Origin of the sequence: Truepera radiovictrix DSM 17093 (assembly GCF_000092425.1) — a bacterium.
GTDB lineage: Bacteria > Deinococcota > Deinococci > Deinococcales > Trueperaceae > Truepera > Truepera radiovictrix.
In genome coordinates this window covers 1,095,602-1,112,939 of sequence record NC_014221.1, presented here as the reverse complement: position 1 = coordinate 1,112,939, position 17,338 = coordinate 1,095,602, and the positions used below count along the sequence as shown (strand labels likewise).

The 17,338-nt window shown below is 66.5% G+C and carries 10 protein-coding genes, 1 other RNA gene and 1 pseudogene; 4 read left to right on the top strand and 8 right to left on the bottom strand.

Features of this window, described 5'->3' with window-relative positions:
* Positions 1-94: 94 nt before the first annotated feature.
* Positions 95-3,130, top strand: coding sequence for a pullulanase-type alpha-1,6-glucosidase (gene pulA, locus TRAD_RS05090; RefSeq protein WP_013177518.1), 3,036 nt, complete (start codon positions 95-97; stop codon positions 3,128-3,130).
* Between the two features lie 57 nt (positions 3,131-3,187).
* Here pulA and TRAD_RS05085 read toward each other — a convergent pair whose 3' ends face one another.
* Positions 3,188-5,512 carry an ABC transporter permease gene (locus tag TRAD_RS05085; RefSeq protein WP_013177517.1) on the bottom strand — a complete coding sequence of 775 codons (2,325 nt, stop codon included), beginning with the start codon at positions 5,510-5,512 and terminating at the stop codon, positions 3,188-3,190.
* A 348-nt stretch (positions 5,513-5,860) separates the two neighbouring features.
* Here TRAD_RS05085 and TRAD_RS05080 point away from each other — a divergent pair, with 348 nt between their 5' ends.
* From TRAD_RS05080 to TRAD_RS05070, 3 genes are read left to right on the top strand one after another with little or no spacing between them, the layout of a single operon-like run.
* Positions 5,861-7,537 (top strand): carbon starvation CstA family protein, encoded by a 1,677-nt coding sequence (locus tag TRAD_RS05080; protein WP_013177516.1) that lies wholly within the window; start codon positions 5,861-5,863, stop codon positions 7,535-7,537.
* Complete coding sequence (locus tag TRAD_RS05075; RefSeq protein ID WP_013177515.1) at positions 7,537-7,794, top strand: cory-CC-star protein; 258 nt, start codon at positions 7,537-7,539, stop codon at positions 7,792-7,794. Before TRAD_RS05080 ends, TRAD_RS05075 begins: the two co-directional genes overlap by 1 nt.
* 12 nt (positions 7,795-7,806) lie before the next feature.
* Entirely contained in the window at positions 7,807-8,787 is a 981-nt protein-coding gene (locus tag TRAD_RS05070) for an ArsA family ATPase (protein WP_013177514.1), read from the top strand.
* A gap of 103 nt (positions 8,788-8,890) precedes the next feature.
* On the opposite strand, the gene TRAD_RS05065 is transcribed toward TRAD_RS05070, so the two are convergent.
* The 7 genes and pseudogenes from TRAD_RS05065 to TRAD_RS16790 all read right to left on the bottom strand — a co-directional run bounded on the left by TRAD_RS05065 (position 8,891) and on the right by TRAD_RS16790 (position 17,336).
* Positions 8,891-9,532, bottom strand: a complete 642-nt coding sequence (locus TRAD_RS05065) for a hypothetical protein (RefSeq protein ID WP_041947156.1) — start codon at positions 9,530-9,532, stop codon at positions 8,891-8,893.
* Positions 9,533-9,549: 17 nt separating this feature from the next.
* Positions 9,550-11,331, bottom strand: a complete 1,782-nt coding sequence (locus TRAD_RS05060; RefSeq protein WP_013177512.1) for an ABC transporter permease — start codon at positions 11,329-11,331, stop codon at positions 9,550-9,552.
* 6 nt (positions 11,332-11,337) lie between these two features.
* On the bottom strand, positions 11,338-12,192 hold the full coding sequence (locus tag TRAD_RS05055; protein WP_013177511.1) for an ABC transporter ATP-binding protein: 855 nt from the start codon (positions 12,190-12,192) through the stop codon (positions 11,338-11,340).
* A 147-nt stretch (positions 12,193-12,339) separates the two neighbouring features.
* Positions 12,340-13,569: an ATP-binding cassette domain-containing protein gene (locus tag TRAD_RS16490; protein ID WP_221401667.1), complete on the bottom strand. Its 1,230-nt coding sequence runs from the start codon at positions 13,567-13,569 to the stop codon at positions 12,340-12,342.
* Positions 13,570-13,733: 164 nt separating this feature from the next.
* An RNA gene (gene ffs / locus TRAD_RS15630) (signal recognition particle sRNA small type) lies at positions 13,734-13,830 on the bottom strand.
* 50 nt (positions 13,831-13,880) lie between these two features.
* Positions 13,881-16,070, bottom strand: a complete 2,190-nt coding sequence (locus TRAD_RS05045; protein WP_013177509.1) for a RelA/SpoT family protein — start codon at positions 16,068-16,070, stop codon at positions 13,881-13,883.
* Between the two features lie 583 nt (positions 16,071-16,653).
* Positions 16,654-17,336 (bottom strand): annotated as a pseudogene (locus tag TRAD_RS16790) (PaeR7I family type II restriction endonuclease).
* Positions 17,337-17,338 lie beyond the last annotated feature (2 nt).

Genomic DNA, 17,338 nt, shown 5'->3' with positions numbered 1-17,338 from the left:
CGTTGTACCCTGCGCCAGCCGCCGCTCGTACCCGCTCGCACCTTGCTGACGGGGTAAGCTAAGGGGAAGTTCACAAGCAGCGTTTAGGAGGTTTATGACGGTACGTATCCCCCCGCGCTCCTTACGGTGGCTTAGCGCCCTCTATCTGTTCGGCGTCTTGGGAGCCGGCTACGCGCAGCTCCCCGACGACACCGCCCGCATCCACTACAACCGCCCCGACGGCGACTACGAGGGCTGGACGCTCCACGTGTGGGAGGACACCAGCGAGTCGGTCACCTGGGAGTCGGGGCTGACGCCCACGGGCGAGAGCGACTTCGGCCTCTACTGGGACGTCGGGCTCGTCGAGGGCGCCGAGACGCTCGGCTTTATCGTCCACCGCGGCGACGACAAAGACCCCGGCCCGGACCAGTTTCTAAACCTCACCGAGAGCCGCGAGGCGTGGATTTTGTCGGGCGACCCGACCGTCTACACCACCCTCCCCGACCCGGACGCGGAACCCGCGCGGGGCAACCTGGCCCTCTCCAGGGCCCACTGGCTGGACGCGACGACCTTCGCTTGGGACGCAGATCTCCCCGAAGGGGCGAGCGTCTCGCTCGTCTACGCCCCAGACGCGGGGCTCGAGCTCTCCCAAACGGGCGTCACGGGGGGTGAGGCGCTCGAGCTGAGCGTCGCCGGTGAGCTGCCCGACGCCCTTCGAGAGCGCTTCCCGCACCTCGCCGACTACACCGCCCTGACGCTCGGCGAAGCCGACGCGGCGCGCGCCCCCGAGCTGCTGCGCGGCCAGCTCGCGCTCGCTCTCACAGGCGCCGACGGCGCCCTTTTAGACGCCACCGGCGTGCAGATCCCCGGCGTGCTCGACGACCTCTACGCCGACGCCGCCTATGACGAACCGCTCGGCGTGGTGTGGCAGGAGAGCACCCCGACCCTCCGCCTCTGGGCGCCGACCGCGCAGTCGGTGCGCCTGCACCTCTTCGAGGACGCCACCGGCGACGCGGTGGAGGTCGTTGAACCCACCTACGACGAGGCCAGCGGCATCTGGTCGGCCACCGGCACCCCCGACTGGAACGGGCGCTACTACCTCTACGAGGTGGTGGTCTACGCGCCGAGCACCCAGCGGGTCGAAACAAACCTCGTCACCGACCCCTACGCGCTCTCGTTGTCGATGAACAGCACGCGCTCGCAGATCGTCGACTTAAATGATCCGGCACTCAAACCCGAGGGTTGGGACGCGCTCGCCAAACCGCCCCTCGAAGCTCCCGAAGACATCACCATCTACGAGCTGCACGTGCGCGACTTTAGCGCCCACGACGAGCTCGTTCCCGAGGAGCTGCGCGGCACCTACCTGGCTTTTACCTTGGACGACACCCACGGCGTTCGCCACCTGCGCGCGCTCGCCGAGGCGGGGCTCACGCACCTGCACCTGCTGCCGGTATTTGACATCGCCACCATCGACGAAGACCGGAGCACCTGGCGCGAACCCGAAGGCGACCTCGAGAGCTACCCCCCCAACTCGCCGCAGCAGCAGGCCGCAGTCGACGCGGTGCGCGACCAGAACGGTTTTAACTGGGGCTACGACCCCTTCCACTTCACGGCCCCCGAAGGTTCGTACGCCACCGACCCCGAAGGGCCTACGCGCATCCTCGAGTTTCGCGAGATGGTCAAGAGCCTCAACGAGAGCGGGCTGCGCGTCGTGATGGACGTGGTCTACAACCACACCAACGCGAGCGGTCAGAGCGAAAAGTCGGTGCTAGACCGCGTGGTGCCCGGCTACTACCACCGCCTCAGCGCCGACGGCATGGTCGAGACCTCGACCTGCTGCCCGAACACCGCCTCCGAGCACGCCATGATGGAAAAACTCATGATCGACTCCCTTGTGGTGTGGGCGCGCGACTACAAGATCGACGGCTTCCGCTTCGACCTCATGGGCCACCACATGCTCACCAACATGACGGCGGTGCAAGAGGCGCTCGGGTCGCTCACCGAGGAGGAAGACGGCGTCGACGGGGCGAGCATCTACCTCTACGGCGAGGGCTGGAACTTCGGCGAGGTCGCCGACAACGCGCGCGGGGTCAACGCGACGCAGCTCAACATGGCGGGAACGGGGGTCGGCACCTTTAACGACCGCCTGCGCGACGGCGCGCGCGGCGGCCACCCCTTCGCCGGCATCCAGGAGCAGGGCTTCGTCACCGGCCTCTACACCGCCCCCAACGACACCGACCAGGGCAGCGAGGACGAACAGCGCCAGGAGCTCCTGCGCCTCAGCGACCAGATCCGCATCGGGCTGGCGGGCAACCTCGCCGCGTACACCTTCGAGAACCACGTCGGCGAGCGCGTCGCCGGTCGCGACCTCGACTACGGTGGTTCGCCGGCGGGGTACACCGAGGACCCGCAGGAGAACATCGTCTACGTCTCCAAACACGACAACGAGACGCTCTTCGACGCGATCGCGCTTAAAGCGCCTTTGGACACCCCCATGAGCGAACGCGTGCGGATGCAAAACCTCGGGCTCTCGCTCGTCGCCCTCTCCCAAGGGGTGCCCTTTTTTCACGCGGGCAGCGACCTCTTGCGCTCAAAGTCGCTCGACCGCAACTCGTACAACTCGGGCGACTGGTTTAACCGGCTCGACTTCTCCTACACGACCAACAACTGGGGCGTCGGACTGCCACCCGAACGCGAAAACGGCGCCAACTGGCCCGTCATGAGCCGCATCTTGGGGACGGTCCCCGCGCCCGAGCCGCACCACATCCGCCGCAACGCGGAGCACTTTCGGGAGCTCCTGCAGATCCGCCGCTCCTCCCCCCTCTTCCGCCTGCGGAGCGCGCAGGAGGTCACGGACACCCTGACGTTCTCCAACACCGGCCCCGACCAGGTGCCCGGGGTGATCGTCATGCACCTCGACGACGTGCACGGCCTCGACCCCGAGCATGCGAGCGTCACCGTGGTGTTTAACGGCACCCCCGAGGTGCAGCGCCTGCGCGCGGACGCGCTCGCCGGCAGAGCGCTGCAGCTCCACCCCGTGCAGCGCAGGAGCGGCGACCCGCTCGTGAAGTTTTCGCGCGCCCGCGACGACGGCACCTTGATCGTACCGGGGCGGACGACGGCGGTCTTCGTGGAGCGGGCGCGGCAGTAGACCTAGGGAGCAAGCTGGCGACTCGAGGCGGGGCCCTGGCCCCGCCTCTTAACGCGGTTAACGGCCCTCATGGGGGAGGAGCGCCTGCCGCCGCACCCAACGCGCCGCCAAAAGAACGCCCGCCGTACTGGCGGCTAAAAGTACCAGAACCGTTAACAGCACCAGACCCGGATGCAGCACGGCAGCCTCGAGCGTAGGCCAGCCCGGCGCAGCGAGGCTCAGGGCGTTGTAGAGCCTAATGGTGAGCGCGTATCCGACCGACCCACCGGCCAAGACGCAGAGCAGCCCCAGACCGAGCGTCTGCAGCCACCATAGTCGGGTGAGGCGACGCGCGGACAGGCCCAGCGCCCGGTCCAGCGCGACACGAGCCCGTTCGCGGCGTACAAAAAGCAACCCGCCGCTCAAGACGCCCGTCACCCCGACGCCCAGGGCGAGTAGGGCCATGAGGAGGGCCAGCCGCACCTCGGCGCGCCACGCCGAAAGCAGCACCTGGACGTCCGGGACGTGCGGCAGCAGCTCCGCTCGCACCTCGGGCCGCGACCGCACGCGCCACGCCTCGACCTCCTGCGCAGCTTCTGGCGAGGCGAGCTCGAGCAGCACCCGCGTCGAGCGAAAGGGGGCCTCGGCAGAGACGGCACCCGTCAAACCGCGGCCCGCTGCGGGCGCCACGACGACCTCGGGCAGGTCGGCGATCAGCCACCCCCAGTGAGCGGGAGGGGGCGCCAAGGTGCCGCTGACGACGCAGGTCGCTACACCCCCCCTCCCCGACAGCTCGAGGCGCGCGCCGATCCCGACCCTCAACGCGTCAGCCACGCGCCGACTCACCGCGCACCCCTCCGGCGCACCCGTCCCCTCCCCGTAGCTCAGCCCCAACAGCCCCATGTAGGCTCCGTCGGCCACGACGGTCCACGCGGAGAGCTGCCGCCCACCCGAGCTGACCGTCAGGTGTGGCAGCGTTTGCGCCAAACTCCCCCGACGGACCCCTGGGAGCGACGTCAGCGCCCTCACGTCCTCCCCACCAAAAGCGGGGACGGCTTGAAGCGCTTCGAGGGCGCGTTCGGCGCGAAAGTCGAGCACGCTCGCGCCCGTCTGGAGGGTATAAAGCCTCGAAAAGCGCGCTTCTAAGCCGGACGCCTCCCCTCGCAGGTGCAGGTAGACCTGCGTCGCCGCAATCCCGCCCGAAAGCGCCAACGAGAGCCCGCCGTACGCCAGGTAGATGGGGAGGCGAGCGCACCCGCGAGGTCGCGGAGGCCGCAGCGAGACGGCCACGGGCTGACGCATCAGGGGTGCGAGGGTCGCCACGAGGAGCGGGAGCAGCGTCAGTGAAGGAACCAGCGCCGCGAGGAGGAGCAGCGGGGGTTCCAAGCTGCCCAAACGCGCCCCCAACCTGGGCCCAAGCAGCCACAAGCCGATACCTCCTGCGCCGCCCCCGATGAGGCTCCACAAGAGCTGGCCCTTGGCGAAGGCGAGCGTCGCCCCTACGCGTGACGCTCCCAGCGCGCGCTCGAGCCCCAAGCGGCGCCGCTCGAGCGCGTACGACCAACCGAGGTGCGTGTAGAGCGTCGTGACCATAGCAAGGGTGAGCAGCACGGTAAACGTGACGAGTGTAATGCGCCTAGCCGCTAGACTTTCCAAGGCGTCCTCGGCAAAGCGGCCCCGCTCCTGCACGAGGTTATCTATCGGTTCGGCGATACCCTCCGGGCCAAAGTGCGCCTCCGACCAAGCGCGCATGTGGGGTACGACCCGCTCGGCCTCAGAAGCGCCTTCAAAGCGGACGAAGAGGTAAAGGGGCTCTCCCTGCTCCTCCTCCAGCCGCCTCGCGAGCGGCAACACGAGCGCGTCGTCGGCGTCGAGCTCGGGGTCTTGAGAGGGGCTCGGCCCCAAAACCCCGACGATGACCTTTTCTTCGGTGTTTGTCACCGCCCCCGGAGCGTAGAGCCGGACGCGCTTCCCTACGGCGAGCTGCGCCGCGCCGAAAAGCCTCCGGGCGAGCCCGTAGCCGATGACGGCAGCGCCCCCCTCCGCCTCGTCCCACAGGCGACCACGCTGCACCTCCACCCCCCTAGCACTGAAGAAGGTAGCGCTCACATACAGCTCTCTAAAGAGCGGGAAGCTGGCGCCGTCCTCCAGTTCGATACGCCGCCCCGTGAGCGACGTTTTGGCGTAAGCGCGGTAGTCGCCGGGGACGCTGCGCTGCAGCGCCCTCAGCGCCTCCCCGAAGTGGCTGAGCGAAAGGTTCGCGTCGCTACGGGGCTCGAGGGTCGGGTCTCGCCCCACCACATAGTCGCGCGAACTCCCCTCCACCCAGCGGACCGCGCGCGCGCCAAAGACCAGCAGCCAGCCACCCAGCCCGACGATGAGTGCGAGCAGGAAGGACGACATGGCGAGCGTGAACCGCAGCGCTTACCCCTTTCCCGCCGCTCTTTCAAAGCGGCCAACGCCACCTGTGTTCGGCGCGTCCGCGAGAGCGAGGCGACACGCTAGCCCCTCCCGCGGCGCCTCTTCTAGTCGCGCCGAACGCACCGCGTAACACCGTCCAGCCTTAGCTAAGGCGCACCCGACGGTGGGCGTTGTGGGCGTAGGCTACGCCCTCGGTCGCCCTATCCCTAGCGTACGGCGGTTAGGGTTGCAGCACCGTTACGCTTTAACCTTTATACTGAACGTCAAGCAACCTGTCCTAAAGGCGCCGAGGTTACGGACCACCCCGTCAGGGCCGTGAGAGGGGACACCATGAACGCCATTCTTTTAGCCGTTGTCGGATTGGCCGCCTTTGCCATCGGGTACGGGGTGTACTCGAGGTTCGTCGCCACCACCATCTACCGACTCGACCCCAACTTTAAAACGCCGTCCCACGAGCTCGAGGACGGCGTAGACTACGTCCCGACCAACCGCTTCGTGTTGTGGGGGCACCACTTCACGTCGGTCGCGGGCGCAGCGCCCATCGTCGGGCCCGCTATCGCCGTGATCTGGGGGTGGTTGCCGGCTTTTTTATGGGTCGTTCTGGGCACCATCTTTTTCGCCGGTGTGCACGACTTCGGGGCCCTCTGGGCGAGCGTCCGCAACCGCGCCCGCTCGGTCGGCGCGCTCACCGAAGACATCGTCGGTAAACGGGCGAGAAGCCTGTTTATGATCGTTATCTTTCTCGTCTTGCTCATGGTCAACGCGGTCTTCGCGATCGTCATCGCCAACTTGTTCGTGGACTTCCCCTCCTCGGTCGCCCCGACGTGGATCGTGATCGCCGTGGCCCTCGTCGTGGGTTACTTGCTCTACCGCCGTGGGGTAGGGCTGCTCTGGCCTTCTGTGGGCGCGCTCGTCGTGTTGTACCTGTTTTTGGGCGTCGGCCAGGTTTTACCCATCTCGCTCCCCGACGGGGTTTTCGGGCTCGCTCCCAACGGGTTGTGGGTCATCGTGCTCTTTACGTACGCCTTTATCGCCTCGCTGCTGCCGGTCTGGCTACTGCTGCAACCGCGCGACTACGTCAACGGGTTGCAGCTTTTCATCGGCCTCGGTATCCTCTACCTCGCCATCTTGCTGGCCAACCCCACGGTCGTCGCCCCGGCCATCAACCCCAACCCGCCGACCGACGTACCCCCTTTGGTCCCTTTGCTCTTCGTCACCATCGCCTGCGGGGCCATCTCCGGTTTTCACGGGCTGGTCGCCTCGGGCACGACCTCGAAACAGCTCGACAAGGAGACCGACGCGCGCTTTGTGGGTTACTTAGGCTCATCGGGCGAGGGCGCCCTGGCGCTCGCGACGGTCATCGCGTGCACCGCAGGTTTCGCTTCGCTGGGCGACTGGGAGGGGGTGTACAGCAGCTTCGCTGCCGGTGGGGCGAGCACGTTCGTGCAAGGAGGCGCTGCGATCATCAACCAGGGGCTCGGTATCCCGACCGCTTTCGCCGCTACGCTGCTGTCGGTGATGGTCGTGCTTTTCGCCGCCACGACGATGGACACGGGGGTGCGGTTACAACGCTACATCATCCAGGAGTGGGGCACCATCTACAACCTGCCCGTACTCGGCAAGGGCTGGGTCGCCACCGGGCTCGCCGTTGCAGCCTGCGTGGCGCTAGCGTTCGGCGCGGGTGAGGGGGGCGGCACCGGGGGGCTCGTCATCTGGCCCCTTTTCGGCGCCACCAATCAGCTTCTCGCCGGCCTTACGTTGCTCGTCATCACCGTTTTTCTGCGCAAGCTAGGCAGGCCGACGATCTACACCCTGCTGCCGATGGTTTTCCTGGTGGTGATGACGGTGATGGCCCTCTTTATCCAGCTCGGCACCTTCTGGCAGCAGCAGAACTGGCTGCTCGTCTCGATGGGCACGCTGATCCTTATCGCGGCGATCTGGGTGAGCCTCGAGTCGTTCTCCGCCTTCTACCGCGCCCGCCAGGGCGCCACCCAACCGGGGGACTGATGCGCGCAACGTTCAAAACCGTACAGGACTTTTTAAGCGAGTTTTACGCAGCCCCCTACCGCAGCGCCGTGGCGAGAGCCAAACGCGACCAAGACGACCTATTTATGCTGATGGTCTTCGCCGAGCTGTTAGGCGTCGAAAACCCCGCCACCTACTACACCCTCGAGCTACAACCCCTGCTCTACGACCGTTTTCACGCGTGGCACACCCGGATGGGGATGGAACGCTCGCCTCTAGACCACTTCAGGTGCTGCTAGAGTACTTGCGACGTGCTCGAGCAGCAGCGCATCGTCTTCGTAGGGGGCAAGGGGGGGGTCGGCAAAACCACCACCGCCGCCGCGCTCGCGCTGCAGTGGGCGCGGCGCGGTGAACGCTGCTTGCTCGTCTCAACCGACCCCGCGCACTCGCTCGGCGACCTTTTCGGTTGCCAGCTCGGTGAACGCGAGTACCCCTTAGCAGACGGGTTGTGGGGGCTTGAAATCGATCCCGAAGGGGAAGCCGATCGTTATGTCGCCGGCGTTAGCCGCACCTTGCGCACCCTCATGCCCCCTCACCTCTACGGTGAAATCGACCGGCAGATGCGCATGACCCGTCAGGCGCCGGGGGCGCTCGAGGCGGCGCTGCTAGAACGCGTCGCCGACGTTATGGAGGCGGCGAGCGAAGGTTACGACCGGGTCGTCTTCGATACCGCACCGACGGGCCACACCATGCGGCTCCTGTCGCTCCCCGAGGTGATGGGTGCCTGGGTCGACGGGATGCTGCAGCAGCGCGAGCGCAGCGGCCGGTTGGGCAGGATGCTCGCTCAGCTCGGCGGCAAGGGGAGCGACCTCACCTATTTTGACGATCCGGACGCACTCCCCGACAGCCGCGAGGGGCGCATCACTAGCGTACTCCTCGCCCGCCGCCGCAAGTTTCACCGCGCCCGCAGGCTGCTCTTAGACGCCGATCGGTGCGCCTTCGTGCTCGTGTTGACCCCTGAAAAGCTGCCCATCTTGGAGAGCGCCAAAGCGCTCGACACGCTTGCACGCTTTCGGGTGCCGGTCGCTGGGCTCGTCGTCAACCGCGTGCTACCGGCCGAAGCCGAGGGGCCGTTCTGGGCTACCCGACGGGCGCAAGAACGGGTGTACCTCGGGGAGATTGCAACCCGCTTCGCCAACTGGCCCCAGCTACACGTTCCGCTCTTTGCGCGGGACATCGAAGGCGTCGCGGGGCTCGAGCAAGTTGCGGCACACCTCACGCTGGCGCCATAGCGCCGCGGAACACCTAGCGGCAAAACGCCTGTCACCGTCACAGCGACCGGCCGGTAACCGGTCGCGCAAACGCCAAGGGAGCGCTCCCGCAGGGCGGCGCGCCTCAGGTCACCCACCGCTTCGCGCGGCCAACCGCCCACCAAGCGGCCACGAACGAACCGACACCCACGAGCAGCGTAGCGCCCTCAAGGCCCGCGTCCATCGCCCCACCCCCGCTGAGGCGCATGGGGTGCAGGAGCAGCAGCGCTGTAGGCGCCGCTTCAACCCAGGGCACCATAAAGGCGAAGCCAGTAAGCCACCACAGGCCGAAGAGCGACAGGGCGAACGGACGGCTACGCGTGAGAACGAGCAAGAGATGCGTCGCGCCGAGCAGCAACGCTGCGCGAGCGAGCGCAGCGAGCGGACCCCCTTGCGACACCAACAAGCTGATACTTCCGCTGCCGAGGAGCAGCAGGGCGACGCTAGGCGCAACGAGGCACACGAAGAGCGCACGGGCCGAACGGCGCGCTAGCAGGAGCTCGAGCTCCCCCCTTTCGTAGCGTCCTAGAAACGTATCCGCACTGAAAACGACGCCCAAGGGGATGAACAAGACCTCCAGGACGAGCCACCGCTCCGCAGCGACGTCGGACATCAGCGTGAGCAGGTAGAGGGCCGTGGGCACGGCGACGAGGTAGCTCAGCAGGAGGGGGCGGTTGAGGAGCAGCGCCAACCGGAGCGCACCCTCCACGCGCGACCACGGCGGCACCCGAGCGCGCGTAAGCTTTAGCGGCGCAGGAGGTCGTTCCACGACTCGACGCCGTTCCAATCTGTAACGTTGCGAAGGGCGGCCCACAGCTCCCCCTCGGGCACACCCTGCGCAAGGCGGTCGTGGGTTGAGAGCCACCACGTGTTGTACTCCGGGCGCCTACCGTCGTCAAAGGGGTAGAGGGGATAGCGCCGGTCAGCTAGGGCCACCTCCTCCCCGCCGCGAACCGCGGCTTCTGCCGGCTCGAGGTCGGCGCCCTCCAAGAGCAGCCGGTCGAGAACTGCCACGAGCGCGAGCGGCACATTGGGTTCCAACGGGCTCTGCGCCGAATAGAGCGCCTCGTTGGGCTTCCTCACGCCGAGCAGGTTCGCCGCTACGGTGACCGCCGCCTCATGCACCGCTTGGCGCCGCATCAGCGCGCGCTCGCCGAACACCGTCGCGCCCGCAAGGGTCTTCTCGCCCAACCACAGCGACCCACTGCCACCAAACGGTAGGATCTCCGGAACAGGTCGCTCCAGCTTGGCGAGCGCAGCGCGCACCGAGGCGTCGTAGAGGGCTTTCGCCTCGTAAAGCGTCGGGTCGAGCGCGCGCATCGCCCGGTCCGCCGTCTCGAGCGCGCCTTCCGGCAAGATCAGCAACCAGTCCGCCTCGGCGTCTGCCCCCGCACACCGCACCCCCTCGCCGTTTGGAGCCACCCGGGAGCACCCGTAAAGCTCCCAGCCGGACGAAGGATATACGGTGAAGTCGTAACGACCCGCTTCAACGCGGCCTATCGGCAAGACGACGCCGTGCCGACCGATATAGGGGGCGAAGGTCATGAAGTCGCGGGGGGCGACGGCGGTCGGCCGAGCGGGTCCACGAAGCTTTTCACGGTTGGCTTCACGCTCTACCGAGAGCGTCAAGCGCGCCGGGTTCCAAAAGAGGCTACGCGCGGCGCTGCCCTGGCGGGGCGCTGCGAGCGTGAGCGCCCGTTCCCTAGCGGCCCAGGCGCTCCCCAAACCCAGCAGGCCCACCCCCAAGGCCAGCACCACCCCCAGAAGCGCTGCCGAGCGCATGGCGGGAGGTTTCGTCACGGCCAAACGTCGGCGCTCGAGCCCCCATAGCAGCGAGGTGCCGAGGGTAAGCGTAACCAGGGTTGCCAAGGCAAAGCTGACGAGCAAGGGCCAACGCAAGGGCTCGATGGCCGCGTCTTGCAGCACGTCGTTCCAACGCAGCACCCGCAAGAAGAGGTCGGGCCACAGCGGGCCGAACACCGGCGCGAGCCCCACCCAGGCACCCCACAGCCCTAGGGTGAGGGGCACGCCGAGACCCGGTCTACGTACAGAAAGGAGAGCAGCTAGCCCTCCTAGGGACGCCGCCAGCGTGTGGGCGAGAACGATCACGGGGAGCCAACGCAGCCCCACCCACCAGGGCGCTAGGAGGTAGTAGCGCGGCACGGCCAGAGCCAGAAAGGCGAGGAAGGTGATCAGGCCACCGTAGAGCCCCGTCACGGCGACCCGAGCCCCCTGCAGGGTCCACTCGTCGACGGCTCTTGCAGCTAAAACTTCCCTCGCCCGCGGATGAACCGCCGCTGCGGTCGCCTGCCACCCCCAGAAGGCCGAAACGACCGTTAAAAACATCGCGAGCTGCAAGGTGTCGAACAGGCTGTGCAGCCCAAAGCTGGCAGCGTCCAGGCGTCCGACGATGAGTCCCCCGGCGATGAGGAGCCCCGCGAGAGGCCAACTCGCCGGGTTTGCCCTCAGGCGCAGCCACTCGAGCCTCGCACCGAGCCAGAGCGTCCTAAAAAAATGCGGCCTCATCACAGCTCAAGTACCCTGACCCACGTGCGCGAGGTAGGCGTCGAGCAAGGTCGGCTGACAAACCTTTAGCCTGCCGTCCTCGCCGATCACGCGCCAATGGGTGCCGCCCGCAGTCCGCTTTTCGGCGACGACGACGCCTCTTGGCGCCGCACCCCGCGGCAGCTCCCCTTCCCTCACCCGCCCAGCCATCTGCGCCAGAGCCTCCTCCACGGGGCCCGTCCACACGAGCTCACCTCTGCGCAAAAACCACACGGCGTCGGCTTCTCTTTCGATCTCGTCCACCATGTGAGACGACACCAGCACGGGCCGCTCCGCCGCCGCGTCCCTCAAGCTGCGGTAGAGGCGCGCGCGCTCTTCGGGGTCGAGCCCAGCCGCCGGCTCATCGACGATAAGAAGCTGCGGGCGGTGGGCGATAGCTTGAGCGACCCCCACGCGCCGCAACATCCCGCCGGAGAGGGACCCGAGCGTACTGCGGCTGCGGTCGCTCAGACCGACCGCAGCGAGCGCTTCGGCGACGCCGGAACGCGCCTCCCGCGCACTCCGGCCTGAAAGCAGCGCGAGGCACTCGAGGTACGCCCCCACCCGCATCGAGCTGGGGGGGCTGAAGTGCTGCGGCAAGTAGCCCACGCGCGAGCGCAGGTGAGGGTGCTCGTAGGGGTCGCCACCTAGCAAGGAGACCCCTCCCTCGTCGGGCGAGAGAAGCCCCACCGAGAGCCGCATCAGCGTGGTCTTGCCCGCGCCGTTGGGCCCCAAAAGGCCGGTGATGCCAGGTTGCAACGCGGCGCTCACACCGCGGAGCGCCCAGCGAGGGCCGTAGCGGTACCCAAGGTCTCTAATGGCGAGTGACGTTTGCAGCCCCACGCGCACCTCCCTCTGCTACTCGAGCACAGCGGGGGTTGCCGAAAGGTTGCCCAGCAAAACTGGCGTTACACACGCGCGCGTGAAGGTTGCTTTACGGTTGCCGCACGCTCACGTTGGCGAACGGGAGACGACCGTGTCTCCCGTACCCTAGTCTTCCCACGCCTTCTCAACCCGCTTGAGATGCGCCTGAGCCAACGCGACCTTTGGGTTATCGGTCGGTAGAAGATCAAGGGCAGCTTCCCAGAGCTCCAGGTCGTCGCCTTGGGTTTCGGCGAGGGCGAACACCGCGTCGGCATCCTCTGACGCTAGCGCGGCCTGGCGCAGCGCCTCGAGCAGCGTCTCGCGCAGTTCGACCACCCCCGGCGCGTCCGACGCGGGGAGCAAGTCCCCCCGGTAGCGCTGCACGGCGGCGGCCACCTCGCCCCGCTTCACCAGCTCGGTCACCTCGGTGAAGTCGACGTAGCAGGCCACCCCGAGGCGGTAGGGGCGGTTGGTGATCGGGATGCTCTGGCGGAGCCGCGATAGCGAGGCCTTCAGCGTCGCCATCTTCCCCGCGTCGCCGTAGGTCAGGAGCAGGAGCCGTTCGCCGCTCAGCCCTTCGGGGTGGGCCGCTAGCAGCGCTAGGATGTCGAGCTGGCGGGGCGCGAGGGAGAGTCGTCCCCGGTAGAAGACCTGCGGGCTCCCCAGGGCGTAGAGCCTTAGCGCCTCGCTGGGCGTTTCGGTGCCGCCCGTCCCCTCCGGCGCCACCGGCTCGAGCCGACCACCATCGAGCACGTACCGCGTGCTCGAGCGCGCCGCGACGGCGGGGTCGCGCGTGGTCAGAAGCACCGTCGCGCCCGCTCTGTGACGCGCCTCGACGAGCTTGAGCAGCGGCTCCCACTGCGCTGCTGTCAGTCGGCTCGTCGGCTCGTCGAGCAAGAGGATGGGGGGGTCGTTGACCAGCGCCCGGGCGAGCGCGACGCGCCTCTGCGCCTCGAAGGAGAGGTGGGCGGGCCGAAGGTGCGCCCGGTCGGCGAGGTCCAGCGCTTCCAGAAGCTCCAGCGCGCGTCTTTGCCGTTCGCGTCGGGCGACACCGGCGTAGAGCAGCGGCCTCGCGACGTTCTGCCACGCGCTGAGCTGCGGCAGCAGCGTCGGCGTTTGAAAGACGAAACCGAAGGTCCGGTTGCGCAGCCTTGCACGCTGGGTATCGGAAAGCCCAGCGACCGAGCGCCCCTCTAAGCGGTAGGCCCCCGAGCTAGGCGTGTCGAGCAGGCCGATAAGGCTGAGCAGGGTGGACTTACCCGACTCGGGTCCCCCCTCGATGGCGACGAAGTCGCCTCGGTCGACCTCGAGGCAGATAGACGTCAACACCTCGCGGGTTTTGTAAGCTTTGCTCACACCCTCGAGCGCTATGTAAGGCGCCTTCATCACCTCGACCCGGATAACGGCAGTGTAGCACCTAGAGGTAAGAGCGGCGCTGAGCGCGTAGGTGTGTCGTTTGAAAACCGGCGCGGCCCCGCACGGCACCGTGCTCACGGGAGATGCCGAGGCGTGACAAAAAAGCCCCGCCGGGATTCAGCGGCACCTGACGATCACCCCTTATGGCTGCTTCTTTCGACCTGACCAGGTTCGAGGGTCGCCACCGCGCTGAGCCGACGGGACAAGAGCGAGTCTAACACGGCCGCCGCCGCCGCGTCAAAACCTGCGCGTCACACCTTGAGCCCCGGCCTCGAGCGGTAGATGCGGGTCACGTCCGCGATGCGCAGCACGGTGTCTTTGACCCGGTCGACCTCGCTCTGATCCTTGACGTCGATGCGAAAGTGGATGCGCGCGCTCGTGCTGTCTTGCACGTCGGCCGTTACCCGCGAGGCCGACTTGTTCATCGAGGCGATGACGTCGAGCACGTCCATCAGCAGCCCGGGGCGGTCGACCCCGATGACCTCGAAGTCCACGGGGTAGACCTCGCCGCTCGGCGCGTCCCAGGTGACGTTGACGAGGCGTTCGCTCTCTTTGCGCAGCAGGTGCTTGACGTTCGGGCAGTTGTAGCGGTGCACCGTCACGCCGCGCCCCCGCGTGACGTAGCCGACGACGTCGTCGCCGCGCACGGGGCTACAGCACTGCGCCAGCTTGGCGGGCGCGTCGAGCCCGTCGACGTAGATGCCCCCCGTACCGTGCCGCGCTTTCGGAGGCGTTTTGGGGTCGGGCCCCTTGGGGGTGCTCGGCACGAGCTCGGCGAGGATCTGCTTGGTCGTCAGGCGCTTGGCGTGCAGCGCGAGGTAGAGTTCGTCGACCGAGTCGGCGTTTAGGAGCTTTTTGGCGGCGACTTCGAGCTTTTTGCCGGTGTAGTGCGCGACCGAGAGGTTTTTGCGGCGCAAGGCACGCTCGAGCGTGCGCTTCGCGCTCTCCAGGACCCCTTCGCGCTCCTGCTGCCGGAAGTAGTGGCGGATCTTCTGCTTTGCCCCGCGCGTCACCGCGATGCTCAACCAGTCGGGCGACGGCCCATACTGCGCGCCGCGGTTTGTGAGGATCTCGACCCGGTCGCCCGTCTGCAGCGCGTAGGAGAGCGGCACGATCTCACCGTTTACGCGCGCGCCGATGCAGCGGTGCCCGACCTCGGTGTGCACGTGATAGGCAAAGTCGATGGGGGTGCTGCCCAAAGGCAGGTTGACCACGTCGCCCGCCGGGGTAAAGACGAGCACCCGCTCGGAGAGGAAGTCGCTCTTGACGGTGTCGATAAAGGCGCCCGCGCTCTCGGCGGTGTTGTTGACGTCTAGAAGCTGCTTCATCCAGGTCAGGCGTGCTTGGAGCTGCGAGGGGTCGCCAAAACCCTGCTTGTACGCCCAGTGCGCCGCCACCCCGTACTCGGCGATCTCGTGCATTCGGCGCGTGCGGATCTGCACCTCGATGGGCTGGCCCTGGAGGCCGATGACGGTCGTGTGCAGCGACTGGTAGCCGTTCGGTTTGGGCACCGCCACGTAGTCTTTAAAGCGGCCCGGGATCGGCGTCCAGATCGAGTGGATGATCCCCAGAGCGCGGTAGCAGATCGCTTTTTCCTCATCCTCGACGCTCTCCCCGCCCCCCGTCGGGGTGAGGATCGCACGGATCGCCATGAGGTCGAAGATCTGGTCCAAGTTTTTAGCGTCGCGCTGCATCTTGCGGTAGACGCTGTAGAGCCCCTTGCTCCGCCCCGAGATCTCGAAGGTGAGCCCCTCTTGGGCGAGCCGCTCCTCTAAAAGGGCGATCGAGCGCTGCACGTACGCCTCGCGCTCGGCGCGGCGCATCCGCACCTGCCGCTGCAGGGCGCGGTAGCGTTCAGGCTCGAGGTAGAAAAACCCCAGCTCTTCGAGCTCGCTCTTGATGTGGTTGATCCCCAGGCGGTGCGCGAGCGGCGCAAAGATCTCCAGGGTCTCGCGGGCGATGCGGCGCTGCTTTTCGGGGGGCATGTGCCGCAGCGTGCGCATGTTGTGCAGCCGGTCGGCGAGTTTGACGAGGATGATGCGCACGTCGCCGACCATCGCCAGGAGCATCTGGCGGAGGTTTTCGGCCTGCTCCTCCTCCGCCCCCGCCTCGAGCTGACGGATTTTCAGCTTGCTGATCTTCGTCTCACCCTCGACGATGCGGCGCACGGGGGCGCCGAAACGCGCCTCGATCTCCTCGAAGGTCACGTCGGTGTCCTCGACGGTGTCGTGCAGCAGCCCCGCGATGAGAGCGTCGACGTCGAGGTGCATCTCGGCCAAAAGCTCGGTGACGGCGACCGGGTGGGTGATGTAGGGCTCCCCCGAACGGCGCGTCACACCGCGGTGCGCCGCCTCGGCGAGCGCGTAGGCTTCGCACAGGCGCGCCCTGGCGGCGTCACTCAGGTAGGAGGTTTTGTCGAGCAGGCTCTGCGGCGCGTCCATCAGACTTTCTAATCTAGCATACAGACGCCTTTCGGCTGACAAAAGAGCCGACGGGAAGCTTCCGGCAACCCGTTGCCGGCTGCGGAGCGCGACGGTGGGCGACCTGCAAGCGCTCGCGCACCTCGCCATCGACCAGGGCTCAGCGGTCATCCGCGCCGAATACAGCCCGGGCTCCCCGGCGCTCGAAAACTCTCCGTGGCGACCCGCACCCCGGCGGTGCGCTCGCACGCGCTCAAGATCCCCGACCTGCCAAGCGGTTCGGGTTTGGTGGTGACCGTGAGCGACCGGGTCGAGGAGGGGAGCTTGAGAAGCAGTAGGTCAAAGCGCCCGTGTCGGAGCTCGTGTCGGATGTGCAACTGACGGAGGTGACGACGCGGGGGGTGACGCTCGAGGTGGTGTTGCTCGCGAAGAAGAGCGGCAGACAACGACGAAAGAGTAAAAGAGACGCGCTAACCCAAGTTGACAAAGACCTTTAAACAAGCCGAGCACTACCGCGATCTGTTGTTTAGTTTTTTGTGCGCTCAATTACACTCTATAGTCGTGTTCTTGCCCATACGACCGCGATCCATAAACCTACCTCTATCTAAGTGGCAGCCTTTGCCGCGTGACTAGCAAAGCCACTCACGAAATCGTGGAGGTAGTATTCGGCATAACTACCGTCTCTGGCAGCGGTACGCTCTGAGTAAAGCAGTGTCGCGGAATCATAAATTCGCTCCGTCATCAGCTTTTCGCACAACAATCTGTAGCGCTCGAGGTAGCTCGCACCCCTAAACTCTGGAAACACGGAAAAGTGCGGCTCGTCCACCTTCACCGGCTTCGTTGACGCCTCGCAGTCTTCCAGTAGCACCAAATAGCCTAGAAACGGGCGTGGCACCATGCCAAAAGCTCCCTCTCGGAAAGCCTCCATAGATCTGTCGCGCTTCCTATCGCCTCTTCCAAGCGATTATTGAAATTGTTACCAAAAGAAGGGCCAACTTGGGACTTAAACTCGAAAGCTGCGATCAGATTTTCCTTATGCACGACAATCACGTCCCAGGTTTTCGTGGCTCGGAAGTAGCCTGGCAGAACGACGTCGCCCTTTGAGCGAACACTGCTAGCGGGTAGGCCGTTCGCGGTGGCGAGGTCGGTAATAAGGTCGAAAAAGCCGTCAAGGTGCTTGCCTTGCACAACGCTAGCCCGATTGTCACCGGAGCTTATGCGGGTTTGCCAGAACCGCTTTACTGCCGAAGCCACTTTGTCCTGATAATTAGCGAGGTCGAGAGCCATCC